The sequence below is a fragment of the Candidatus Scalindua japonica genome (assembly GCF_002443295.1).
In the GTDB taxonomy this organism is placed as follows: Bacteria; Planctomycetota; Brocadiia; order Brocadiales; family Scalinduaceae; genus Scalindua; species Scalindua japonica.
The window spans coordinates 1-22,123 of record NZ_BAOS01000025.1 but is presented as its reverse complement, the minus strand read 5'-3'; the positions used below and the strand labels follow the sequence as shown (position 1 = coordinate 22,123).

Below are 22,123 nucleotides of genomic sequence, written 5' to 3'. Positions count from 1 at the left end.
TATTATGAAAAATTTATTCATAAAATCAAATCGAAAGATCATGCCAACTCTACAAGTGCAGCAAATAAGATTCAGAAAGAGATTGGCAGGCTCAGGAAACAGAAAGAGCAACTGAAGGCTGAACTTCAGAGGGAAAGGCAGCTTATCGAGACAGGATGAATCGAAGGAAGGAGCATGGTGTCGCGTCTTGTGTAAGAAAAAACTGGCTTACATGATGTAGGTGTGTACAATAATGGTCGTAAACTTATATGCGAATTAGCTGAAAAACAGGAAATGTTTATTGATACAGAAAAATATTTATCCAAAGATCGATCCAAAGATATCATAAAGTTAACTTTTGAATTTCCTATGCACAAATTTAAAGTGGAAGCGAATGCTTTACTTATCTGAATACAGCAAATTATTTCCGGAGGAGGAGAAGTCATGTCAAATCAACGCCATAAAGACGATTCGAAACCTTTTGAGAAACTTACCTGCGAAGAGCAGGCACATTCTATTAATGCAACAATCATTAATTTGCATAACAAAATTAAACGCCATGTTAAAGACTCCCCTGATCCGATAAAGACTCTGGAAAAATGTATCGAGCAAATCAGCGGGCTTCATCAACAACTTATAAAGGAGGAGGAGACATATGGGACGCCTAAACAATAACCCCCAAAGGGAGGGATAAAGAATAATAATGACATGGATAGTAATCGGACTGCTTATCGTGATAGCAATCGTGCAAAGTATATTAACGAATAAAAAGTGAAACTCTTTAACTCAATTCAGGTATAAGTAAAATTCTTACCAAACTTCCCACTGTAGTAGAAATGTAGTAGAATCCATCGTAATCTTTCGTTAATTCTACCATCCTCTGTACCAATCTATCCTGATCGCCGAAATTTCATCACATTACCTTTGCGTTGATCACGGCTGGTTCAATACTTTGCATGCCCGACGCGGTGATACCCGTGTTGAAAATGTTTCCTGCACACGTATTACAACACATCTACCTTTATTTACAGATATGGAATGCTCCGATAATAATATGCATTTATTATGACTAAGCGTATGAAGCAGCTACAAATGTTTCGGAAAGAAGTTGGACAATTATCGTTTTAAGTGGTAGTGTAATAGATGTAATCAATGCATGAAATATAGAGTAAAAGGTGGCAAGAATAGTTGAAATTTATTTTGTTTTAAGCAGGTAAAATATGTGATTATTTAAAATTCATCAACTTATTAGGTTGCGATCATGGCAGTAGAAAATAACCAGGCACCCACGCTCTCTCTTCCCAAAGGTGGCGGTGCCGTAAATGGAATTGGTGAAACCTTTCAGCCAGATTTGTTTACAGGAACTGGCAATTTTTCTATTCCGATTTCAGTCTCTCCCGGCAGAAATGGCTTTGGCCCCCAACTGAATCTTGAATATAGTTCTGGCAATGGAAATAGTCCTTTTGGATTAGGATGGAAGCTTTCTCTAGCGCGTGTCACACGAAAGTCTCAAAAAGGTTTACCACGCTATAACTCGCAAGATACATTTATTATTTCTGGCACAGAAGATCTTGTACCGCATCTGAAAAAAATTTCCCAAAATCCTGATAATTGGCAGTTAATCACGTTTGATCGATCGCCCTATTCAGTCACTTGTTATCGTCCGCGCACCGAAGGCGATTTTGCACGCATTGAACAATGGACGCATACGAATGGGGACATGCATTGGCGGGCTATCTCTAAGAATAATGTGACCAGTGTTTACGGCTTTCGGTCAGCAGCGCGTATTGCTGATCCCCAGGATTCACATCGTGTGTATGAATGGCTGCTGGAAGAAACCTTTGACGAAAAAGGCAATCATATTCGCTATGAATATGCGCGTGAAGCCACTCATGAAGCACAACTGTACCTTCGTCGTATCTTTTATGGCAATAGTCGTCAAGCTGTTGGTCAAAAACGAAGGGGAATTAATCATCAGAATGCCGTACAAGAGACAGATCGCCATTATTTATTCGAAGTTCTATTTGACTATTTTGATTTAACGCCAGCTTCAAATGATCCTTATATAAGTCCTGCTTCAAATCAAGACATCATAAACCTTGCAGATGATAGACCTGATCCTTTTTCCAATTTTCGTCCCAGCTTTGAATTAAAAATGTCTAAACGCTGTCGACGCGTTTTAATGTTTCATCATTTTACAGAATTAGGTGGACCGACATTAGTGAAGTCTACGGATTTTGAATATGAAACGAATTCAGACAATTTATTTTCCTTTTTGAAAAACGTTCATTTAACTGGTTACACCAAAAGCGGCAGCACCTATCTGTCTAAACAATATCCACCTATCGCCTTAACTTATTCCAAATTTGAGCCAGAGCAAAAACATTATCAAAATGTAAGTGCCCCGGGTGATGAGATGCCGGCACTATCTTTTCAAGATCCAGATCAAATGTGGTTAGACCTTTCCGGAAATGCATTTCCAGATGCATTACACACCTCAGCCAATCTTTATCAAGTATGGAAAAACCACGGTCAAGCTGTTTTAGATCGTCCTCGACCCATGGTTAATCAGCCCACGGGTGTTGTGATGTCACAATCCCATGTCAAAGCTGGTGATCATGATGGCGATAGTGTCAGTGATTTGGTGGTGACGGCACCTTTGAAAGGTGTCTATGAGACCGACAGAGAAAATGGTTGGAAAGATTTCAGGCTATTTGAATCCTTCCCAAGTGTTGAACTTGATGATGAACATCTTCGCTTTGTAGATTTAACCGGCGATGGTCTGCCTGATATGATTGTGAGTCTTGATCATCATTTTCTTTGGTATCAGAATCTGGGTGAAAAAGGCTATGGAGAACCCAGGCATATAGAGCGGATTTATGACTTAGATTCATTTCCAGATCTGCAATTCCAAAATTCCACAGAGAAAATTGAATTTGCAGACATGACAGGTGACGGCCTAAGCGATTTGGTTTATGTGCATGATGGACGCATTGATTATTGGCCCAATCAAGGTTATGGTAGTTTTGGGGAAAAAGTGACCATGAAAAATGCACCTCAAATTGGATTTGGTTTTGATCCAAACCGTCTTTTTCTGGTGGATTTAGATGGATCTGGTTGCGCAGATATTGTTTATGTGGCTTATGATCATATTCGATTCTGGTTTAATCGATCTGGAAATTCCTGGAGTCATGCATCAGATATTCATGGTACACCGCCTGTGACAAATATGGACCATATTCAATTTGTAGATTTATTCGGCTCTGGCACATCTACCTTGGTCTGGAGTTATAATGCAAGCCGTTATCCGGGTAAGAATATTAAGGTACTTGATTTTTGTGCAGGTGGAAAACCTTATCTGCTAACAGGCATGAGCAATAATCTGGGTGCTGAAACGCAGGTTTATTATGCCCCATCCACAAAATATTATCTTGAAGATGAAAAAAATGGAAGGCCATGGGTAACCAAACTTCCCATAGCGATTCATTGTGTGGACCGCGTCGAAGTCATAGATCATATCAGTCAGTCAAAATTGGTAACACAATACAAATATCATCACGGTTATTATGATACACGTGAAAAAGAGTTTCGCGGATTTGGCTGTGTTGAACAATTAGACGCAGAAACATTTGATCTATCAGATCCTTTTCGCGTTCCACCTGTTTTGACTAAAACCTGGTTTCATACGGGTACTTATTTCGATGGAGAGGAATTGCAAAATCAGTTCCGAAAAGAATTTTATCAAGGTGATGCAACTGCATTTCCTTTGCCTGATTTTGATGTGGATGTTGGCCAGAAACCTAAAGAAGCTTATCGGGCCTTGCGTGGTTCCATGATTCGTACTGAAGTGTATGCCTTGGACGGCACAAATAAAGAAAAGCATCCATATTCTGTGGACGAGATAACCTATCATGTCAAAATGCTGCAACCAGCATTGACAGATAGTGGGCATGCCGCTTTTTTGCCGCTTCGTCAACATAGTGTGAATTATCATTACGAACGCAATCCTGATGACCCGCGTATTGGCCATCAAATATCACTTGATGTTGATGATTTTGGAAATGTGACCAAGTCTTGCGTGATTGGTTATCCGCGGCGCAATCCAGCCTTTTTAGAACAGGGGAAAACATTAATCACCTTTGTAGAATCTGATTATGCGAATGTGCCAGAGCATAAGCTTTATTATATGGTGGCTGTTCCCTATGGTGCGCGTACTTATGAACTCACTGAAGTGCCCAGAGCGGTTGGTCAGCTTTATTCGCAAGCAGATATTCTCAATGCTTTTGGGAATGCCACAAACATTCCATATGAAAAGAAAGCAATGGCGGGTGTGCTTGAGAAGCGAATTGTAGAAGGAAATCGCATTCTATATTACAAAAATGATTTGTCAGGGCCTTTAAATCTGGGTCAGGTGGAATCCCTACTGCTCAAATATGAAACCTATACTATGGCCTTTACTCCACAACTCATTCAAGATGTTTTTGGAGACAGTGCCACGAATAACGTGATGCATAATGAGGGCGGATATCAATTAATGGATGGCTTTTGGTGGACACCTTCAGGCAAAAACATACCCAATGCTGCACATATGTTTCAAGTGGAACAATATGTTGATCCTTTTCAAAAAACACATGCAACCCGATATGACCAGTATGACTTATTAATGGAAGAAACCATTGATCCATCAGGCAATAGCACGAAATCAAAAAATGATTATCGTGTTCTTCAAACCTGGGAAATGACAGGACCAAATGGCAATCGCACCCAGGTTGCTTTTGATCGTCTGGGCTTAGTTGCAGCAACTGCAGTGATGGGAAAAACGACTGAAAGTGTGGGGGATTCCTTAGCAACCTTGATAAAAGATCTGAGCCAGACTGCCATAGATGTTTTTTTTGCAGACCCAGCTGCAAATTCATCCGGACTTCTGAAAAAAGCAACACGTCGTCATATTTATGACATTCACCGCTTTATTCGCACAGGCGAGCCAAATGTGGTCAGTACGTTAACGCGTGACACACATGATTCTGATTCCAGTGGTTCACTGCATATACAAAACAGTCTTATTTTTATTGATGGATTTGGACGCAATATTCAAAGAAAAGCTTTCGCTGAAAATACCAATTGGCGTGTCACGGGTTGGCAAGTCTTTAATCACAAGGGAAATCCAGTCAAGCAATATGAACCTTTTTTCTCAACCGTTCCGACCTATCAGGATGCGTCAACTGCTATTCAGGGCAAAGCAGCCACACTTTTTTATGATCCACTTGATCGAGTTGTGCTCACCTTACATTCAAATCACAGCTACGAAAAAAATGTGATTGGCACCTGGAAACAAGAAAACTGGGATTTAAATGATACGGTCTTAATGCATGATCCGAAAACAGATGTGCATGTAGGTGCTTTTTTTGCGCGACTTTCCAATGCAGACTATTTGCCGACCTGGTACAAGTCCCGTGATCAGGGCCAAATGGGTACTGAGGAGAAAATAGCTGCTGAAAAAACAGCAAAGCATGCGAATACGCCTATGATTTCTCATTTGGATACATTAGGGCGTGAATTTTTAAAAATCGCAGATAATGGAAGTGCCGGCAAATATGAAACCAGAATTGAAATTGATATTGAAGGCAATGACCATGCGATTAAAGATCCGAGAAATATTGAAGTTTTCAAACATCGCTTCAATATGTTGTCACGCAAGATTTCCATTGAGAGTCGAGATGCAGGCAAGCGTTTGATTTTGCCGAATGTTCAAAATCAAACCATTTATGCTGAAGATGAAGAAGGCAATAAAAGCAAAACGGTTTATGACGCCGCGGGTCGTCTGATTGAAAACTGGGTTTCAAAAGGATCTGGCGCAGCACGCTTAGCTGAAAAAACAATTTATGGGGACTCGCTTGGCCCCAATGCCGCTCAATTCAATCATCGTGGAAAAATTTATCAAACCTTTGATGGGGCAGGATTATTCGAAGGAACGGAATATGATTTTAAAGGAAATATGAGAAAGTCTAAAAGACAACTTTTAAAAGCGCACCAGGGAGATATTGATTGGAATGTGTCAACTGCAGGATCTTTGCTGAGCAATGATGTATTTGAGATGGAAACAACTTATGATGCCAACAATCGTGTCAAATCAACGAAAAGTCCGGATCAGAGCACTTATTTCCCGACTTATAATGAAGCCGGTCTGATTGATTCAGTTCAAGTGGCCTTGCGCGGCGAAAGCAATCCGGCTAATTGGATCTCATTTGTCACAAATATTGACTACAATGCCAGGGAACAACGTGAGAAGATCGAATATGGAAATGGTGCATTTACGGATTATGAATATGATGCGCATACATTTCGATTAACCCGATTAACAACCAAAAAAGGGAATAAAACCTTTCAAAAATTGAATTACACGTATGATCCCAGCGGCAATGTCATGCATCTTGAAGATAAATCACAGCGCGCGATTTATTTTAATAATCAAGTTGTCACACCGTCTACGGATTATGAATATGATGCCATTTATCGCTTAATCCTCGCAGAGGGAAGAGAACATGGCGGTCAAGGTGCTGATTTACAGCGTGATCAAAATGATTTTCCAATTCAAGCGCTTTCACATACCAATGACTTAAAAGCACTCAGACTATATAAAGAAACTTATGCTTATGATGAAGCAGGAAATTTCATTCAAATGGCGCATCAAACCATTGGTTCTGCCACAGGAAATTGGACACGTCATTATGATCGCGCTACAACAAGCAATCGATTGATGGGTACAAGTTTACCGTCTGATGCAGCGAATCAATACTCAACCAAATATAAATATGATGATAATGGAAATATTAAAAAATTTCCACATCTTGGCACTGTGACCTGGGATTTTAAAAATCAGATGACTTCTGCAGACCTGGGCGGTGGCGGTCATGTTTATTATCAATATGATCAAGCAGGAAAACGCGTGCGTAAAGTGATAGAAAATGCATCTGGGCAAAAAGTCAAAGAACGCATTTAGAACGTGAAACTGTGCATGTGATGGATGGGACAAAAGCCATTGCTCTGGTGGAAACCAAAATCAAACAAAATTCAAATACAATTTCAAGTCCTGTGAGTTTGATCCGTTATCAATTTGCGGATCATCTGGGTTCATCGCGTGTAGAGCTTGATCAAAATGGCACGAAAATCAGTTATGAAGAATATTATCCGTTTGGCGGTACCACCTATCATTCTTTTAAAAATGGAACTGGCTTTGTCCCCAAACGCTACCGGTATTCAGGCAAAGAAAGAGATGATGAAAGTGGATTCTATTATTATGGAAAACGTTATTATGTGCCGTGGCTGGGACGTTGGTTGAGTCCAGATCCGGGACTGAATCAAGATGGACTTAATCTCTATCAATTTATTGGCAATAATCCTTTGAACCAAATTGATCCGGATGGCCAATTTGCCTATGCCACTAGTGCAGCAAAAGCAAATGTGGTCAAAGATGCATTGCAACGCGATGTGGTAAAAAGACAGGGCGAGATGTTTATTGAACCGCATTTCGATTATGTTAAGGTACCTGGTCGACTATGGGGTGAAAATACTGAAAAAAAATTAGTGGGTTATCGAATTCGGATTCGCTTAAGCGATGTTCCCTTTGAATCAAATGGAGAAAATGGAAGTCGAACGGCTGCTGAATTCCTCGATTTATCGCTCAATGATCCACGTACACGCATTGTGGTTTTTCCAGAAAGTGAAGCGTGGAAACCGCGCGCTGAGGATTGGGATGATAAAATGAATCCAATCAAATGGACGACCGATATTTGTGCCTCTGGTTGCGGTGAAGTCTTACCTGGACATTCCACCATACCGCCAGCCGTTATTGTGGAACCGGACCCAAAACGGTTTAAAGAATTTCCACTGCCGGAAGTGCCTTGGGATGCAGAGCGGCAGGAATATGGATTGCCGAAGGACGGTGATGAGGGGAAAGTTGAAAATGTTCAAGGCCTCGTATTTTTGCATGAAATTGTGGGTCATGCCTATGGGATGTCATTAGATTCGGAAATGGAATTACGTGAGCAAGATTTTGCCATCTTAGTGGAAGATACCGCGCGCCAGGAATTAGGATTGCTACAGAGAAGACCTGAAAAACCCAAGGGCTATAATAACGGTGTAGGACTTGAAGATTTAAGAAAGCATTCGCGGGATGTGAAACTAGAAAAAGATTTGCACAAACGATTTCCAGTGGGACGTTCACAAATTGAGAAGAAATATCGGCCTGATCTTTATGGGCAACCCACTGATTACACGAAGTTAAAGAAAAAGGAATAGAAAGCTGAAAAGTTTATCATATTTATTTCAGCTACGCAGCTGAACGAGAACCATTTCATTGAATAACGAAAGGTAACCTTGTCGTCATTGCGAGCGGAGCGAAGTAATCTGAGAGATTGCCGCCTCGCTACGCTCGCAATGACGCAAGCAGTACACCGAAACATGAAAGGCGAATATAATGGATTTATGGAAATTATTTGAAAAGCAGCTCAGAAAAGAAGCAGAAGCAGCTGATGATTTTATTCGAGCGATTAAGACAATGTATGGCCGCACTGAGCTTTCTGACTTCAGTCAGCTGAAAGCTTCAGATCTAAGAGATTCGCTTGAACATGTGCATGGTACAAAGCGTCGATCCAAGCCTATTCATATGAAGATCAAGGATGCAGGCCATATTTTGCGTTGTGCCAAAGAAGTGATGAAACACAGCGGAACGATTGAGAAATCATCGCTACGTCCCAAAAAACCAAAAGTACCTCAAATCATTCAAGATTTAGCTAAAATTGGGCTCCCCAGGACGCTGGCGGCCAAATTAAAGCGAAGTAAAATAAATACCTTTTCTGACATTCGCCATATTGCGAGTGCTCAGAAATTAGCTAAGAAATTAAATATCACAAATGCCCAAGCCAAAACACTTTCTAATCATGCTCATCTTGACTTAGTGTCCAACGATCCGGTGGCCCGTAAAAAATTAATTCAAAAAGGCTATATTTCAATGGAAAAACTGGCTAGAACGCCTATCAGCCGTCTAAAATCAGCCTTGCCAGATGTCAAATTGAAAGAGATTGAAAAGATCAAGGCAAAAGCCCGGCGCGCGCGCGCATATTCACCAGACCTATGCCATGGTTGCTTCTCAAAAGGCAAATGAATTTGCAGGATATGGCTCGGGAAATTCACATATCACGCCAGATATTGATATCAAAGATATTGAAGATATTGTCAAGAAACCTAAGACTTGTAAGCCTTGTGGTTCAGAGTGTGATACCGCGCTGAGCCCCGCCGCTTATTTGTTAGATTTATTTGATTTTTTGCGGGATACCTTTACCAAAGAGACGCATGAATGGAGTTTGGCTGATTTAGATAAACGTTTTTTTCAGAATTGGAAAAATTTATCCTTGGATTGTTCGTCCATGGAGCAATCAATCCGGCAAGTGGAATTAGCCAATGAAGTATTAGAGAAATTTGTGAAGAAATATCGCGCGGGATGGAATCGTAAACGCGTTTATCAAGAAATGCGTACTTTACCCGGCTCAGGGGAGCCCACGGTCAATCGTGGCATTCTCTTTCAAACTTTCGACGCTTATCTGATTGAGATCGCAACTAGTCGCGATGAAATTAGCCAGGCTTTAAATGCGGGAGGAGATCGTTTGGCTGAATTAAAAGAACGGGTCCCTTTAACCAACGCACAACTCAATAGCCTTAACTTGCAAGATAATGATATTGGTATTGATGAGTTGGAAGCCCTACCCGCCATGGTTCGTCAAGTCACGCTGCATGGAATTGATAAAAATCAAGCGCCCGAAGACTTTGAAGCAGCAGAATCAAAAGCAGCGTCGATGAATTCACGTGTGGCAGAAGTCTATTTAACCCAAATTCGAGACAATCTTATTCGACTGGCTTTGTCTGCCTATACCGGGAATCAATTGAGAGAAAAAACAGCCAAAGGCTTAGGCGAATATCTGCATATTGATTTAACGGCAAGTGCCTGTTGTCAGACAACGCGTGTGGCACAGTCCATTGTGACACTGCAATCACTCATGCAAGCCTATCAATTAGGTAAAGAAACCAAATATTTTCAAAGTTGGGATGTAGCGTGGATTCATGAGCGTTGGCAATGGATGAAGAGTTATGGTACCTGGCATGCCGCCCAAATGATTTATCTATATCCTGAGAATTATATGTTGCAAGGCATGCGCAGCACGCGCACGCCGCAATATCAAACCTTTATAGAAGATTTGCAAAGTGAGGATGCTTCGCACGGAAAAGTTCGTGAGGGAGTTTGGAACTATGCCAAAGCCATCAGAGGTCAGCTTGGGGCGATGAGCTATGGTTTGGAATACCACAATAATACGTCACCTCTTTTTGTGGTGGGTGATCATATTATTTTCGTTATGAAAACCTATAAGTTTGGGATGTTTTTTCAGCGTTTTACATTTGATCAGCAATCAGGAGGATGGGAAAATGTTTTAAATTTGCCATCGCATTTATTTGCGACCGCTGCCAGTTTTAACAATCGACTCTATCTTTTTTTCCATGCCGATTCGGGACCTGGTCAGGAATTTCAAAGCCTTTTTGACTATACGTGGTATGACCCTCATCATGAAACACCTGATGTATTGCCCAGTCGACTGACCAAAGCTCAGACACGCGTTGGCTATCATGACCCGAATGCAACGCTGCATAATTTTCAAGCCATCTCAGGTGAGAATCATATGAATTTGTATATCCAAACCAGGAAACCTGATGAGCAATGGAAGCCAAATTTACTTACGGGAAGCCGCTATCATGAGTTCTGGGCAACGAGTTTGTACGGTATTCGTGATGGTATGACAGCTTTGGATCCTGAACTGGAATTTTCGAAATTAAGAGCCATTGGTCGCATGAACAATCGCGAATATTTGTGGGCGGAAGCCAATCTGAAACTATGGATTATTGAATTAGAAAATGCAGACCGCAAACTTTGGGATGATAGGCGATATATCACCATGCGCGCATGGTTTGTGCGTGATTTTAATTCGTATCCCTATTATGCAGGCACCGTTGAAGGGAATCGCTTAATTTTGTATTTTCAAGATAACAATACAAAACGAATTTCACATTTTCGGCCCAGTCAGGGAATATTTAACTGGCGTACCTTGAATGTCAGCATGAAAAGCGCTTTTGGCATGGTAGCACAGGGTGACCAGGTGATTTTGAGCGGGCGAGAAGAAACGGGTGCGAAAGAAATGAAATTGCTTTCATTCTTATTTGACGGCACTTCCGTTGATATTCAAGCATCGACACGCATTTTAATGGACGAGGAACTTTGGGCCAAAATAGAGACTCTGGTCCCAGAGCCTCGCTCTGAGAGTGCTCTATTGGGTTATAGAGCGGGGCAGCTTGATTTTTTCAATCAATTACCCGTGAATAGTTATGGCCGCCTCCTATTTGATGAGTGGTTTTTCTTTATTCCACTGGCCATTGCCCATGAGCTCAGTTATCGCGGTTTTTTTGAAGAAGCCTTGCGCTGGTTTCATTTAATCTTTAATCCTTTTCAAGCTGAAGACAGTGACAAGCTTATTTATGCCGGGTTTAATCAACAAACAGGTAATGCGGTGAGTCTGCGAGATTCTGACTCCTGGCTGCGTAATCCATTTAATCCGCATGCGGTGGCGGGCATTCGACCGGGCGCTTATTTTAGACATGTGTTGATCACTTATCTTGAAAATGTTTTGGATTGGGCAGATCAACTTTTCGGTCAAGATACGATGGAAACCATTAATCAGGCCCGTGGTCTCTATCAATTAGTATTCGATTTATTGGGTTATGATGCGGCCAGGGCCGATCAATGTGCACTTAAATTTGAAGCCGTTGAACAAGCCCTGGTCAGAAAATATGATAAAAAATGGGTAGTGCGTCTGACCGAGGCCATGGATCCTCTCTATGAAGTTCCAAAGGAAGAAGAAATTCCCGTGGCGCTTGGCAGAATCGAGGATTGGATGTATCGCTCGGATACACCCGAAAAATTCTTATCCAAAATTAATAAAATTGTGGCCAGGACGCTTTCAGATCATGGGCGCAGACGGCATGATGATTCAAAACACAGCTTTTCCTATATTGCAAATGAACGCGAAGCGAACCGAGAAATTTATTTGGGAATTGAGCGTAACATTTTTGCGCGAAATGGCTATCGCACGGAAAATGATTTTTTTCCTGAAGTCAAAGATTGGGAAGTGAAGAAAGAAAATGACATGGTGGTTGAATGGATTCCTGAAATGGTAACTTATAAGTTTTGTATTCCGCCTAATTCCATGCTGGTATTATTGCGCTATCGCGCGGAATCAAATTTGGATAAAATTCGAACTTGCCGGAATTTTGCAGGAATGAAGCGCACGCTTCCGACTTATGGCACAATACTCAGCCCAGAACTTGCTTTGGCGCAAGTAGCTGGTGGCGGTGATTTGGAATTAATTCCGGACGAAGCGCCTCCGATTTATCGCTATAGCTATGTGATTGAGCGTGCGAAATATTTCATTACCGTGGCACAGCAAATGGACAGCAAACTACTCACGGCACTGGAAAAAGAGGATGCAGAGGCTTATGGTTTACTGAAAGCTGAGCAGCATCAGAAAACAGCCAATGCCAATATTAAATTGCAGGAATTGCGCGTACGAGAAGCAGAGAGTACAACCGAACTTGCAGATTTGCAACGTGAAAAAGCAGAAGTTTCTATCGATTATTTTTTGGGACTGATTCAAGGGGGCTTAAATGAATTTGAAATTGCCTCATTATATCTCATGGGACTTGCCGCGGAATTGCATGTAGCCGCTGCCGCAGCAGCCATTGTATCCACCAATGCCGGCGGAACCTATTCTGCTGGAGCTGCGGCAGCCAGTACAGCGGCGTCTGCATCTGCGCAATTTGCAGCCTATGAACGGCGTCGTGCAGAATGGTCGCATCAGGGTGCATTAGCGCGCAAGGACAGGGCTATTGCCATTCAGCAAAGAAGAATTGGTCTGGATCGCGAGCGCATTGTGAACAAAGAGCTTAACATTGCACGTATGAATCAGCGCTTTGCCGATGATGTGGTTAAATTTTTATCGACTAAATTTACGAACAAAGAACTTTACCGTTGGATGGCAAGAAGTATTCGGCGTATTTATCGTGAGCATTTGAATTATGCCTTAAGCATTGCGCATTTGGCGCAGCAAGTACTTTCATTTGAAAGGCAGGAAGCCGTGAACATTATTGGACATCAATATTGGGATACGGAAAAGAAGGGTTTGCTCGCCGCTGACAATTTATTATTGGATATTAATAAACTAGATCAGCATAAATTCCGGACAGAAACCAGAAAACGCGAGCTGGTTAAGCAAATTTCATTAGCGGCCATTGACCCTGTCGCCTTTCAACATTTGCGTGAGCGAGGAGTCATGGATTTCACAACCTTAATGGCCTGGTTTGATCGTGATTTTCCGGGTCATTATATGCGCATGATCAAAAATGTGAGTTTGAGTTTTATTGCTCTGATTCCGCCGCGAGAGGGAATTCATGCCACACTGCGCAATTCAGGGATTTCAAAAATTATGGTTGGGCCGCCCTTTGCGGATCTCAAGACTGTAATTCGCGCACCGGAGGCCATTAGTGTGACCATTACCAATGATGGTACGGGCCTTTTTGAAGTCGATTTAAAAGATAATATGTTATTGCCATTTGAAACGAGTGGGGTTGAATCGCAATGGACACTGGAGTTACCGAAGGGTGCCAATCGGTTTGATTTTGATACTCTGGTTGATGTAGTGATGACAATTAATTACACATCCCTGGAGCATCCTCAGTATCGTGAACAGACATTAAGAGCCATGGGGGAAATCAAAACGGAGGTGGCTACCCAGCGGCAATACAGTGAGGTGGAAATTGAAAGCCAATCCTTTTTTAGCGTGCATAATAGATTTCCAGATGATTGGTATCATTTTCACAATCCTGTTTTTCTGGCAGATCAAAGCCAATATGGTTTTGCGCCTGGTAATACCATTCCGCCTTATCATATGAAGTTGGAATTGTTGCCTGTCCTGTTGCCTCCCAATGAAAAGGACCATAAACTTCAGCGAGTGATCATTGCCTCACGTGGGGAGCAGCCAGGGAAATTACCACTTGAAATCAGTTTTAAACCACGCGGCACTAATACGACTTATAAAGTCAAAGCAGATTTGGATAGTGGGCTTCTGAGGATCAATAAAAACACACAAACCGTTTCAGGCACGAATTTCCCAATTGATTCCAAAACGCCTTTTGGCACATGGCAGATTCGCATTCGAACCGAGGAAAATTCATCCACTTACAATGCTGCATTTGCTGGTGCCACAACAGTCGAAAATCAAAAGAAAATCACATTGCGTTGGTTAAAAGATTTAATGTTGGTGATTCAATATTCAGCTAAGACTGAGTATCCATTGTAAGCTTGTTGCGTGTAACTTTCGTCAAGGTTTATAATGTTTAAGATATCCTGAGACACATTATCATGATCATTGATTATGGTGGAGTGATGAACGAGTGCCACCTTACAATTATGGCGACACTCGTTTATATGAATACAATAATTTAAGATTATTTACTCTTCTTTATTTAGCCTCTCTTGCTTCTCGTTTTGCTGCCCATTCAGCCCTTTTTCTATCGCGCTCTGCTTCCCATTTAGCCATTCTTGCTTTTTGTTCAGCATTGAGGTGTTCTTTCCTCGCGTCTTTCTTCGCCGCTTTCTCCTCGTCTGTCAAGCTGTCCCATTTTTCTTTTAATTCCTGCCTTACCCCTTTTCTCGCGTCTTTCTTCGCCGCTTTGTCTTCGTCTGACAAGCTTTCCCATTTTTCTTTTAATTCCTGTTTTACCTCTTTTCTTGCTTCTTTCTTCGCCGCTTTGTCTTCGTCTGACAAGCTTTCCCATTTTTCTTTTAATTCCTGCCTTACCTCTTTTCTCGCTTCTTTCTTCGCTGCTTTTTCTTCGTCCGTCAAGCTTTCCCATTTTTCTTTTAATTCCTGCCTTGCCTCTTTTCTCGCTTCTCTCTTCTCGGCTTTTTCTTCTTCTGTTAACTTGTTCCAGCCAGGTAGTTTAGATTCTGCTTCTTGAGAAAAACCTAGTGGACTAACAAAAAACAAACTAACAATTAAGACAAAAACCCAACAACTCATAAGCTTATACATAATAGCCACCTCCTTCAAAAATGTTTGAAAATTTAATGACTCTACTCACCCTACTATAGCTATTAATACCAATGCTATCAACTATTTTGATCTTTGAAAAAAAGGGGTCAAATCTCCTCTTGACAGCATGTCGTTCTTAATATTACATAATTACATATTAATTCATTGATTATTTTAACTTTTCCTTCACCAAGAATCATCCTTTTTTCCTTAATTTCTAAAGTAGACACCTTATCAGTCTTTACAAACGTCCCTTTAATCATTAAAATAATCTATGGCTGGAGCGAGCTACTACGCTTATGCTAGCGTGAGTTTATTAGGAAAGTGAGGCTATATCTCTGTAAAAACTGTGCATTATTAGAGTTAAGTATGATATTAAGTAAATGTTCGGTGAACCCATACCCCAAAACACTCTTTTAACACCGATTTTCACAGTCTCTGAAATAATCATAATAATCCCCAAAATTTTTCTGTTTCCAACTCTGTATATTTTCTACCCCTTTGCTTATTTTTTTGCATGTTGATTTTAGTGTAACACTGTGTGGCCTTTGTAAAACAGGACTTTCGCCCTATTGCAATAAATCTTTATTCGGCCTTCGCCTCTTTTTTTTTATCTCCGACCACCAGACGTATTTTGTAAAAATTAGGGTTGTAATTTGATGAATAAATATATATACTGATTATTATAAATATGATAGAATTTATTCTTTTCGGCAATAGCATACACCAAATAGCCTGTATTTAAGCTATTGTAGCAGTACGGACAGTTGTCTATTGCTATTATTTACAGTATTTATTAATCATAATTGGGCCCTAATGAAAGAATGCCTTGACCTTGTAGAATATTTTAAAAACCCTCCTTTCACAACGACAGAAACAGTACGATGCCATACGTGCTATTGTCCTTGAAAAGCAATCAGTTGAAATGGTTGCAAAAAAAATATCATTACAAACGCAGCACGATCTACGCTTTGCTAAGAGATGCAAAAGCGAGAAAAATAGAACTTTTTCCGGTTGTGCAAAAAGGACCACAGCACAAACGAACTCCCTCTGACGTGCAGAAAAAAATCATTGCCTATAGAAAACAAAGGCTTTCAACCCCTGATATTCAATTCCGTTTAACACAAGATGGCATTGATTTGTCAGTAAGCACAGTAGAGCGTATTTTAAAACAAGCCGGCTTTGGCAAGTTAAAGCGTAGAACGAACAAGGAGCTCGGAAAGACTCGTGATGGAAAGATCATAGCGGAACGCACGCAAGAGTTAAATTTTACTGAGCTTGAGAAATTCCATGTTGACTGTCCCAGTGTGGGGGTATTCTTTTTTATCCCCTATATTTTAGAATCCGGCATACTGGATTTAATAAAAGAGTGTAAACTACCCGAATCAAGCGATATTGGAGCAACTCAAGCCTGTTTATCAATGTTACTTCTCAAATTAATAGGCGGCAAACGGCTCAGCCATATTGGCTCTTATGATAAAGAACCGGGGTTAGGGGTTTTTGCCGGGTTAAACATCCTCCCGAAACCTACGTATATGTGTACCTACTCTTGTCGTTGTTCTGAACAACAGTTAATGGACTTACAACAAAAAGTCGTATCGCTTTTTCATAAAAAGTATCCTGCCTTTTATGGAAACGGGTTCATTAATCTGGATTTTCACTCAATCCCACATCATGGAGATGAATCAGAAATGGAAAAGGTTTGGTGCGGAGCGAAAGGCAAAACGATGAAAGGGGCTAATACAATTTTTGCTTCTGATGGTATTAGCAATGCCATTGTGTATACGAGGGCAGATGTATTACGCAGGGAAGAGGCCAATGAGATTAATAAATTTGTAGAGTACTGGAAAAGCATAAAAGAGAATGTTGCGGAAACACTGGTTTTCGATTGTAAATTTACAACATATAGGATACTCGATGATCTGACACAGAGGAAGGTGAAGTTTGTAACCCTGCGGAAACGTTATGCCAGATTGATAAAAGAAACCAGGGAGTTGCCCAGAGGGGTTTGGAAAAAGATTTACGTGCCTATTCCAAAGCGAAAATATAAAAGAGTATCAGTTTATGAGAGCCAGCTCAGGTTAAAGGATTGCAAAAGCTCATTTCGTCAAATAATAGTAAAAGATCATGGCCGCAGCGAGCCTACTTTTATTGTGACAAACAATACGGAATTGCCCCTTCAAAGTATTTTGGAGGTGTATGCGAAACGTTGGAGGATAGAAAACAAGCTTGCAGAGTTAGTGGCGTTTTTCAATCTTAACGCCCTCTCTTCACCACTGATGATTCGGATACATTTTGATATTTTATGGTCAATGATAGCAGATACATTCTATCACAGGTTAGCAAATGATTTACGAAGATTTGAAAATAATCTTGCACCTACAATCTTTAAGAAATTTATTGATGTGCCCGGCAGGGTAGTCTATGATGGCAAATTGATGTGCCCGGCAGGGTAGTCTATGATGGCAATAAGTTTTTGATCAAAATAAGAAAAAGAAGTCACACTCCTGTGCTGCTTGGGGTAGAAAAATTACAATCGCCTTTTCACGTGCCATGGCTTAATGGAAAAACTATAGAAATTATTTGGACTGCTTGATTAGGGGAATATTGTGATTATTTCAGAGCCTGTGAAAATCGGTGTTTAATGGAGGAAATATTTACAGAATGATTAGTGCCTAATAATACGCTCTATCCATTTGCGTCTAAGTATGAAGGTAAATATGTGATGGTTCATCCCTGTTTTGTTTCTTATCATAAATATCTCTATTGATTTTGGGAAGTGGTATTGGGACTTTTGCCCCACGGGAAGGCACAAGTAAAAAAACAACAGTAGTTGCCGATTGATATATCCAAAGATACCATTTATGATTTTTCTTCTCTGGCATATTAACAAATACCATCCAACGGGTCTCATCGCAATGCCAATGGGTCTCTGTTTTGTTTTTATTAATAATTTCATCTTCAATGGGTTTTAGCAAACCGGAAATAAATTGAAACCCTCCGGTAATGGACCCCTGTGAGACAAATAATTGGAACTTCTCCAACTCCTCTCTCAATCTATTAGTTGGCGTCTGCCAACGATATTTATCCAAAAACACTTTTATCCAAAAAGATATTGCGTAGCCACCTCCCGATATAAGCTTATCCGGCCCTTTTGCTGTAATAATACCAGGGTTGCAGTTACAACTGCATGTAGGAGTGTATCTTCTTCTTTTATGTACTTTACGATAAATTAGAACTTCATATTCCACCTCTTCGGAATCTTCTGTACCGGGAAATTCATTGAAGGAAAGTCCGCATTTTTTACAATACTTTTCATCTTCAGCTAAATCATATTCTTTTTCTACAACCGGTAAGCCTTTGTGGCTTCGCCTGCCATGTCCTTTTGTTCCTTTCCTTTGCCCTCGCTTGCCTTTTTTATCACCCTTCTCGGGACCGTTTTTATTTCCTTTTTCTCCCTTTCTGCCGAAAAGCTGTTTCTCTCTTAAAGCCAACTTGGCTTTAAGGATTTCATTTTCTTTGATTAATTCTGCATTTTTCTTTTTACTCCTTTCAAACTGGGCTTTCCAGTAAGATTTTTCATTTGAAAGGATATTGAATTCCCTTTGGGACTGACACATATGCCAATCACCGCCTGCATGCGGATGCGAGAGAGCGGGTTGAGATACAGTATTTATTTCTAACATTGAATATTTGTTATTAAAAAAAGGCAGCACTTTAAGAAACGTTACATCACCTTAAAAGTAAAATAATAATTATTCGTTTTGTTCCCTGGTGGCATGTATGGCTGAGAGTAAAGCCTGACGTTCCAAAACAGGCATTGATTTAAGTTTGGCAACCCATCGGTTCGACTTCTTCCTTATTCGTTCACGTTCTCGAAAGCCGTTGCCCAAATGACGATAGTCGTGTAGTTCTACCGGTGGAGGATAGTTCATCCATACCCATTCAGTCGCTACCCCATGATGGCAACCTGCTTTATAAGAATGACTATGCCACTCCGTTAAAGATACTGTATATAATTTTGATTCGTAACCGGATATCATTACCATGCATGGCAGGGATTTTATCACTTCTAAAAGTTTGATGTGTTGTTCCAGGGTGTATTCATATTTATATATCCGAGCATATGTCTTTCTTGTCTCTCGAAGATACGGAGGGTCACAATATACCAATTCCTTACCTGTGAACTCATAGCTTCTTAGAAAATTAATTGCATCATCATGGATCAGTTCAAAATCTATTGCTTTCTTATCATTCCACATTTGTATTACTTCAGAGTCAATCTCTATGCCAATATTACGCTTTGCTGGATACTTATGACGCATTACTGCTCCACCACCTAAATGCGCTTCTATGTATATTTCATGGGGAGGCATTAGATTAATAAGCTTATGATATACTCCACCTTTTCCGCCTGGGTAGTTCATACATGCAGTATCACCGAAAAAGAGGTGAATGTCAAGATGATTTTTTGCATATATAAAAAAAATTAATTAGATTGGGCTTATTTGAAGGGGCAGGGAAATATCTTATGAAGCTAAAAATGATGGGCTTACCGAATATCTACAGTGCAAGGTGATAAAATCCTTAAAGTTGTGACCATTTTGTGACCAATTCTTTAAGGGGTGTGGTAATCAAATTACCATGCTCCTTTTTTGTTCTCTTCCATACTCACGCTACATATAAAATACCACTTGATTAGTGTTTTATTATTGACATTTAGAAAAATAAATGTTTTACTCCCGCATTACCTTTTAGCAAAAGAAGTAATTACCCATATTTTAATGTTAAAGGAGTATTTTTTAATGAGAAAAGACACTTTTACCATTACAGATCCGCATTTATTCCCTGATTTTCAATAATACAAATGTTCAATTTTTATGAGTATAGAAAAAGCACTAATAGTCATATGATAAGTATCCTTTTGGAAATGGGTAACCTATAATAGTTGGAGTGCGCAATGATTGGGGTTATAGGCTTATTTCTTCAAATATTAGAAAGGGGGCAGGGGATATCGCATCAGGTGGAGATGAAGGTGACGTAAAATGGACTAAGATTTGTAGTTTCATAAGTATTAATTATCCAGCCTACACCACAGGCGGCTTGGGTGAACGGCGTAATGGGAGCGTAATTTTAGAGTCCTCAGCAATTACTCGGGGAAGAAAGGGTCTATATTATGAAACAAACTAAAATATTTGAATCGTTTTCTGTAATTAAATCATTCAGTGTGAGCGTAATATTTATTTTGCTAGTAAAGACACTGATGATGTCTCAGGCTTATGCTAGTCCGGTAGGCTATACAAATTTTACCGACTGGAACAACGCAATTGGGCTTGCTAACGTAACGCAGGAAGACTTTTCATCCTCACCTGTTGGCAACTTTTCAGCCGGCCTGACTGATATTGGCTCATTCAATATATTTGTGGACAGGGAAGACCCGGGGCCAACCATCGATCCAGTATTTTTAACAGGTATCAGTAACATATTCGATTTTAGCAACGGGACAAATGCATTCATAGGAAATTTGGCAATACAACCATTTTTCATTGGTGTATATGAACTCAGGTTTGAATTCGATACACCGATTGTCGGATTCGCAGGCACGTGGGAATCGCCGGTTGGTGATGACCAATTAGATATAATTGTCAATGGAGAAACCGTACAATTCGATGACTCTTTTCTACCGCCCGATGAGATCGGTTTCTTCGGTATCGTTGACTCTATGGCATCCTTTACGACTATTGGATTTAGCCTCAGGGATACACTGCCAGGAACAAACGGAGAAATATTCGGACTAGACAACGTGTTCATCGCTTCCACTGCAGACCCTGTACCAGAACCCACAACCATTGCATTATTAGGGATTGGTCTGGCAGGACTCTCAGGTGCAGAAGTAAGACGTAGATGGAAAAGAAGACAGTTGATAAAGAAACAGTGACAAAATAATTGGATACTTTACCGACATTCAAGTTAGTTTATGCGTCTGCTCTATAAGAATAGACAGGACCAAGCTATCCATCGGTAGTCACAAAGGTGCAATCAATATTAAATCAAATGGAGGAGATAAAACTATTACCTTATTGGCGGAAAGAGGAGAAGACGCTATAACCATTAATAATCCTTCAGCGAATACCTCACTTGAGATTGGAAGTGAAGTTACTATAAGTTGGAATGCGTCTATGGGCATATTTGATTTTGTTAACATTTATCTTCTTTCGAATGGTTGTGTAGTTGAAAATATTGCAGATTATTACCAATTTAGAAATGATGATGTAAGTCCTGGTGAATTTAAATGGAAGCTAACAAAAGACCTTCTTCCGGGTGGTCAGGAATATACTATTAAAGTTTAAGATGCTCAGAATAGTGAACTCTCTGATGAAGTATCACCAGTGGCGATTGAATATCAATTTGATAAGATCGTATTTAAGAATATTTATAGAGCACACCAGACTCCCAGCAATGTTCAATATATTTTTTCTCTACGAGATCAATATAATCATGCCATAATTATTAATCCACAGGAGCTTGATTTGAACTCCTTGAAAATATGGGAAAATGGAAAAGAGATTGACTATTCAGAAAGCCGTGCTTTTCTTTCTTCTCAGGATGATTTTCAACTGCAAGTTATGCTGGTCTTAGATTTCTCTTCGTCAATGAAAAAGAACCATCATGGTATTGAAACTATGATTGTGGGGGTAAAATCCCTGATAGATAGTCTCAAGGAAACTCATCAAATAGGTGCAATAGAGTTTCACAGACCTGATGCTCAACCATCAATTCTACAGTCATTTGTGACTAGCAAAAATGTGGCGAAAGACGCAATTACTAATTTTGCATCAGAGGAAATATATAGCGATTTCTCAAATTGCTGGGATGCCGTTTATATGGGTTTAGAGCAGTATCCTTCTAAACATAATCCAAGAGTTTTTCGATCTTTACTGTTTTTGTCTGATGGG

General features: G+C 40.3%; 13 protein-coding genes. 9 read left to right on the top strand and 4 right to left on the bottom strand.

Annotation, left to right across the window (positions count from 1 at the left end):
• The first annotated feature begins 423 nt into the window (after positions 1-423).
• From SCALIN_RS13275 to SCALIN_RS13255, 5 genes are all read left to right on the top strand, one after another.
• A complete protein-coding gene (locus tag SCALIN_RS13275; protein WP_096894956.1) occupies positions 424-654 on the top strand; it encodes a hypothetical protein in 231 nt (76 codons plus the stop codon).
• Positions 655-1,240: 586 nt separating this feature from the next.
• The gene (locus tag SCALIN_RS13270; protein WP_096894955.1) at positions 1,241-6,979 is read left to right on the top strand and encodes a SpvB/TcaC N-terminal domain-containing protein; all 5,739 of its coding nucleotides are present in this window, start codon (positions 1,241-1,243) and stop codon (positions 6,977-6,979) included.
• 20 nt (positions 6,980-6,999) lie between these two features.
• Positions 7,000-8,277 carry an RHS repeat domain-containing protein gene (locus SCALIN_RS13265; protein WP_096894954.1) on the top strand — a complete coding sequence of 426 codons (1,278 nt, stop codon included), beginning with the start codon at positions 7,000-7,002 and terminating at the stop codon, positions 8,275-8,277.
• Positions 8,278-8,455: 178 nt separating this feature from the next.
• The gene (locus SCALIN_RS13260; RefSeq protein WP_096894953.1) at positions 8,456-9,142 is read left to right on the top strand and encodes a hypothetical protein; all 687 of its coding nucleotides are present in this window, start codon (positions 8,456-8,458) and stop codon (positions 9,140-9,142) included.
• Complete coding sequence (locus tag SCALIN_RS13255) at positions 9,060-14,432, top strand: Tc toxin subunit A-related protein (protein ID WP_162532312.1); 5,373 nt, start codon at positions 9,060-9,062, stop codon at positions 14,430-14,432. Before SCALIN_RS13260 ends, SCALIN_RS13255 begins: the two co-directional genes overlap by 83 nt.
• Before the next feature lie 162 nt (positions 14,433-14,594).
• Here the strand turns inward: SCALIN_RS13255 and SCALIN_RS13250 are convergent, their stop codons facing one another.
• Together SCALIN_RS13250 and SCALIN_RS22270 are read right to left on the bottom strand one after the other, a co-directional pair.
• Positions 14,595-15,167 carry a hypothetical protein gene (locus SCALIN_RS13250; protein ID WP_096894951.1) on the bottom strand — a complete coding sequence of 191 codons (573 nt, stop codon included), beginning with the start codon at positions 15,165-15,167 and terminating at the stop codon, positions 14,595-14,597.
• A 107-nt stretch (positions 15,168-15,274) separates the two neighbouring features.
• Positions 15,275-15,430, bottom strand: a complete 156-nt coding sequence (locus tag SCALIN_RS22270) for a hypothetical protein (protein ID WP_162532311.1) — start codon at positions 15,428-15,430, stop codon at positions 15,275-15,277.
• Between the two features lie 666 nt (positions 15,431-16,096).
• On the opposite strand from SCALIN_RS22270, the gene SCALIN_RS13245 reads away from it, so the two are divergent.
• Positions 16,097-17,623, top strand: coding sequence for a transposase (locus SCALIN_RS13245; RefSeq protein ID WP_162532310.1), 1,527 nt, complete (start codon positions 16,097-16,099; stop codon positions 17,621-17,623).
• A gap of 246 nt (positions 17,624-17,869) precedes the next feature.
• Here the strand turns inward: SCALIN_RS13245 and SCALIN_RS13240 are convergent, their stop codons facing one another.
• Both SCALIN_RS13240 and SCALIN_RS13235 read right to left on the bottom strand, forming a co-directional pair.
• Positions 17,870-18,853 (bottom strand): IS66 family transposase, encoded by a 984-nt coding sequence (locus SCALIN_RS13240; protein WP_096894949.1) that lies wholly within the window; start codon positions 18,851-18,853, stop codon positions 17,870-17,872.
• A 69-nt stretch (positions 18,854-18,922) separates the two neighbouring features.
• The gene (locus tag SCALIN_RS13235; protein WP_096894948.1) at positions 18,923-19,594 is read right to left on the bottom strand and encodes a DNA adenine methylase; all 672 of its coding nucleotides are present in this window, start codon (positions 19,592-19,594) and stop codon (positions 18,923-18,925) included.
• A gap of 749 nt (positions 19,595-20,343) precedes the next feature.
• Here SCALIN_RS13235 and SCALIN_RS13225 point away from each other — a divergent pair.
• From SCALIN_RS13225 to SCALIN_RS13215, 3 genes are all read left to right on the top strand, one after another.
• On the top strand, positions 20,344-21,105 hold the full coding sequence (locus SCALIN_RS13225) for a PEP-CTERM sorting domain-containing protein (protein ID WP_096894946.1): 762 nt from the start codon (positions 20,344-20,346) through the stop codon (positions 21,103-21,105).
• A 142-nt stretch (positions 21,106-21,247) separates the two neighbouring features.
• Complete coding sequence (locus SCALIN_RS13220) at positions 21,248-21,517, top strand: hypothetical protein (protein ID WP_096894945.1); 270 nt, start codon at positions 21,248-21,250, stop codon at positions 21,515-21,517.
• Between the two features lie 39 nt (positions 21,518-21,556).
• Positions 21,557-22,123, top strand: a 567-nt coding sequence (locus tag SCALIN_RS13215; protein ID WP_133111902.1) for a vWA domain-containing protein, incomplete at its 3' end; no start/stop codon positions are given.

Bases quoted from the DNA above. Each gene is read 5' to 3' on its own strand.
- SCALIN_RS13250 (WP_096894951.1), bottom strand. From the start codon at position 15,167: ATGTATAAGCTTATGAGTTGTTGGGTTTTTGTCTTAATTGTTAGTTTG.
- SCALIN_RS13270 (WP_096894955.1), top strand. From the start codon at position 1,241: ATGGCAGTAGAAAATAACCAGGCACCCACGCTCTCTCTTCCCAAAGGT.
- SCALIN_RS13260 (WP_096894953.1), top strand. From the start codon at position 8,456: ATGGATTTATGGAAATTATTTGAAAAGCAGCTCAGAAAAGAAGCAGAA.
- SCALIN_RS13225 (WP_096894946.1), top strand. From the start codon at position 20,344: ATGAAACAAACTAAAATATTTGAATCGTTTTCTGTAATTAAATCATTC.
- SCALIN_RS13275 (WP_096894956.1), top strand. From the start codon at position 424: ATGTCAAATCAACGCCATAAAGACGATTCGAAACCTTTTGAGAAACTT.
- SCALIN_RS13240 (WP_096894949.1), bottom strand. From the start codon at position 18,853: ATGTTAGAAATAAATACTGTATCTCAACCCGCTCTCTCGCATCCGCAT.
- SCALIN_RS22270 (WP_162532311.1), bottom strand. From the start codon at position 15,430: ATGATTAAAGGGACGTTTGTAAAGACTGATAAGGTGTCTACTTTAGAA.
- SCALIN_RS13235 (WP_096894948.1), bottom strand. From the start codon at position 19,594: ATGAACTACCCAGGCGGAAAAGGTGGAGTATATCATAAGCTTATTAAT.
- SCALIN_RS13265 (WP_096894954.1), top strand. From the start codon at position 7,000: ATGGATGGGACAAAAGCCATTGCTCTGGTGGAAACCAAAATCAAACAA.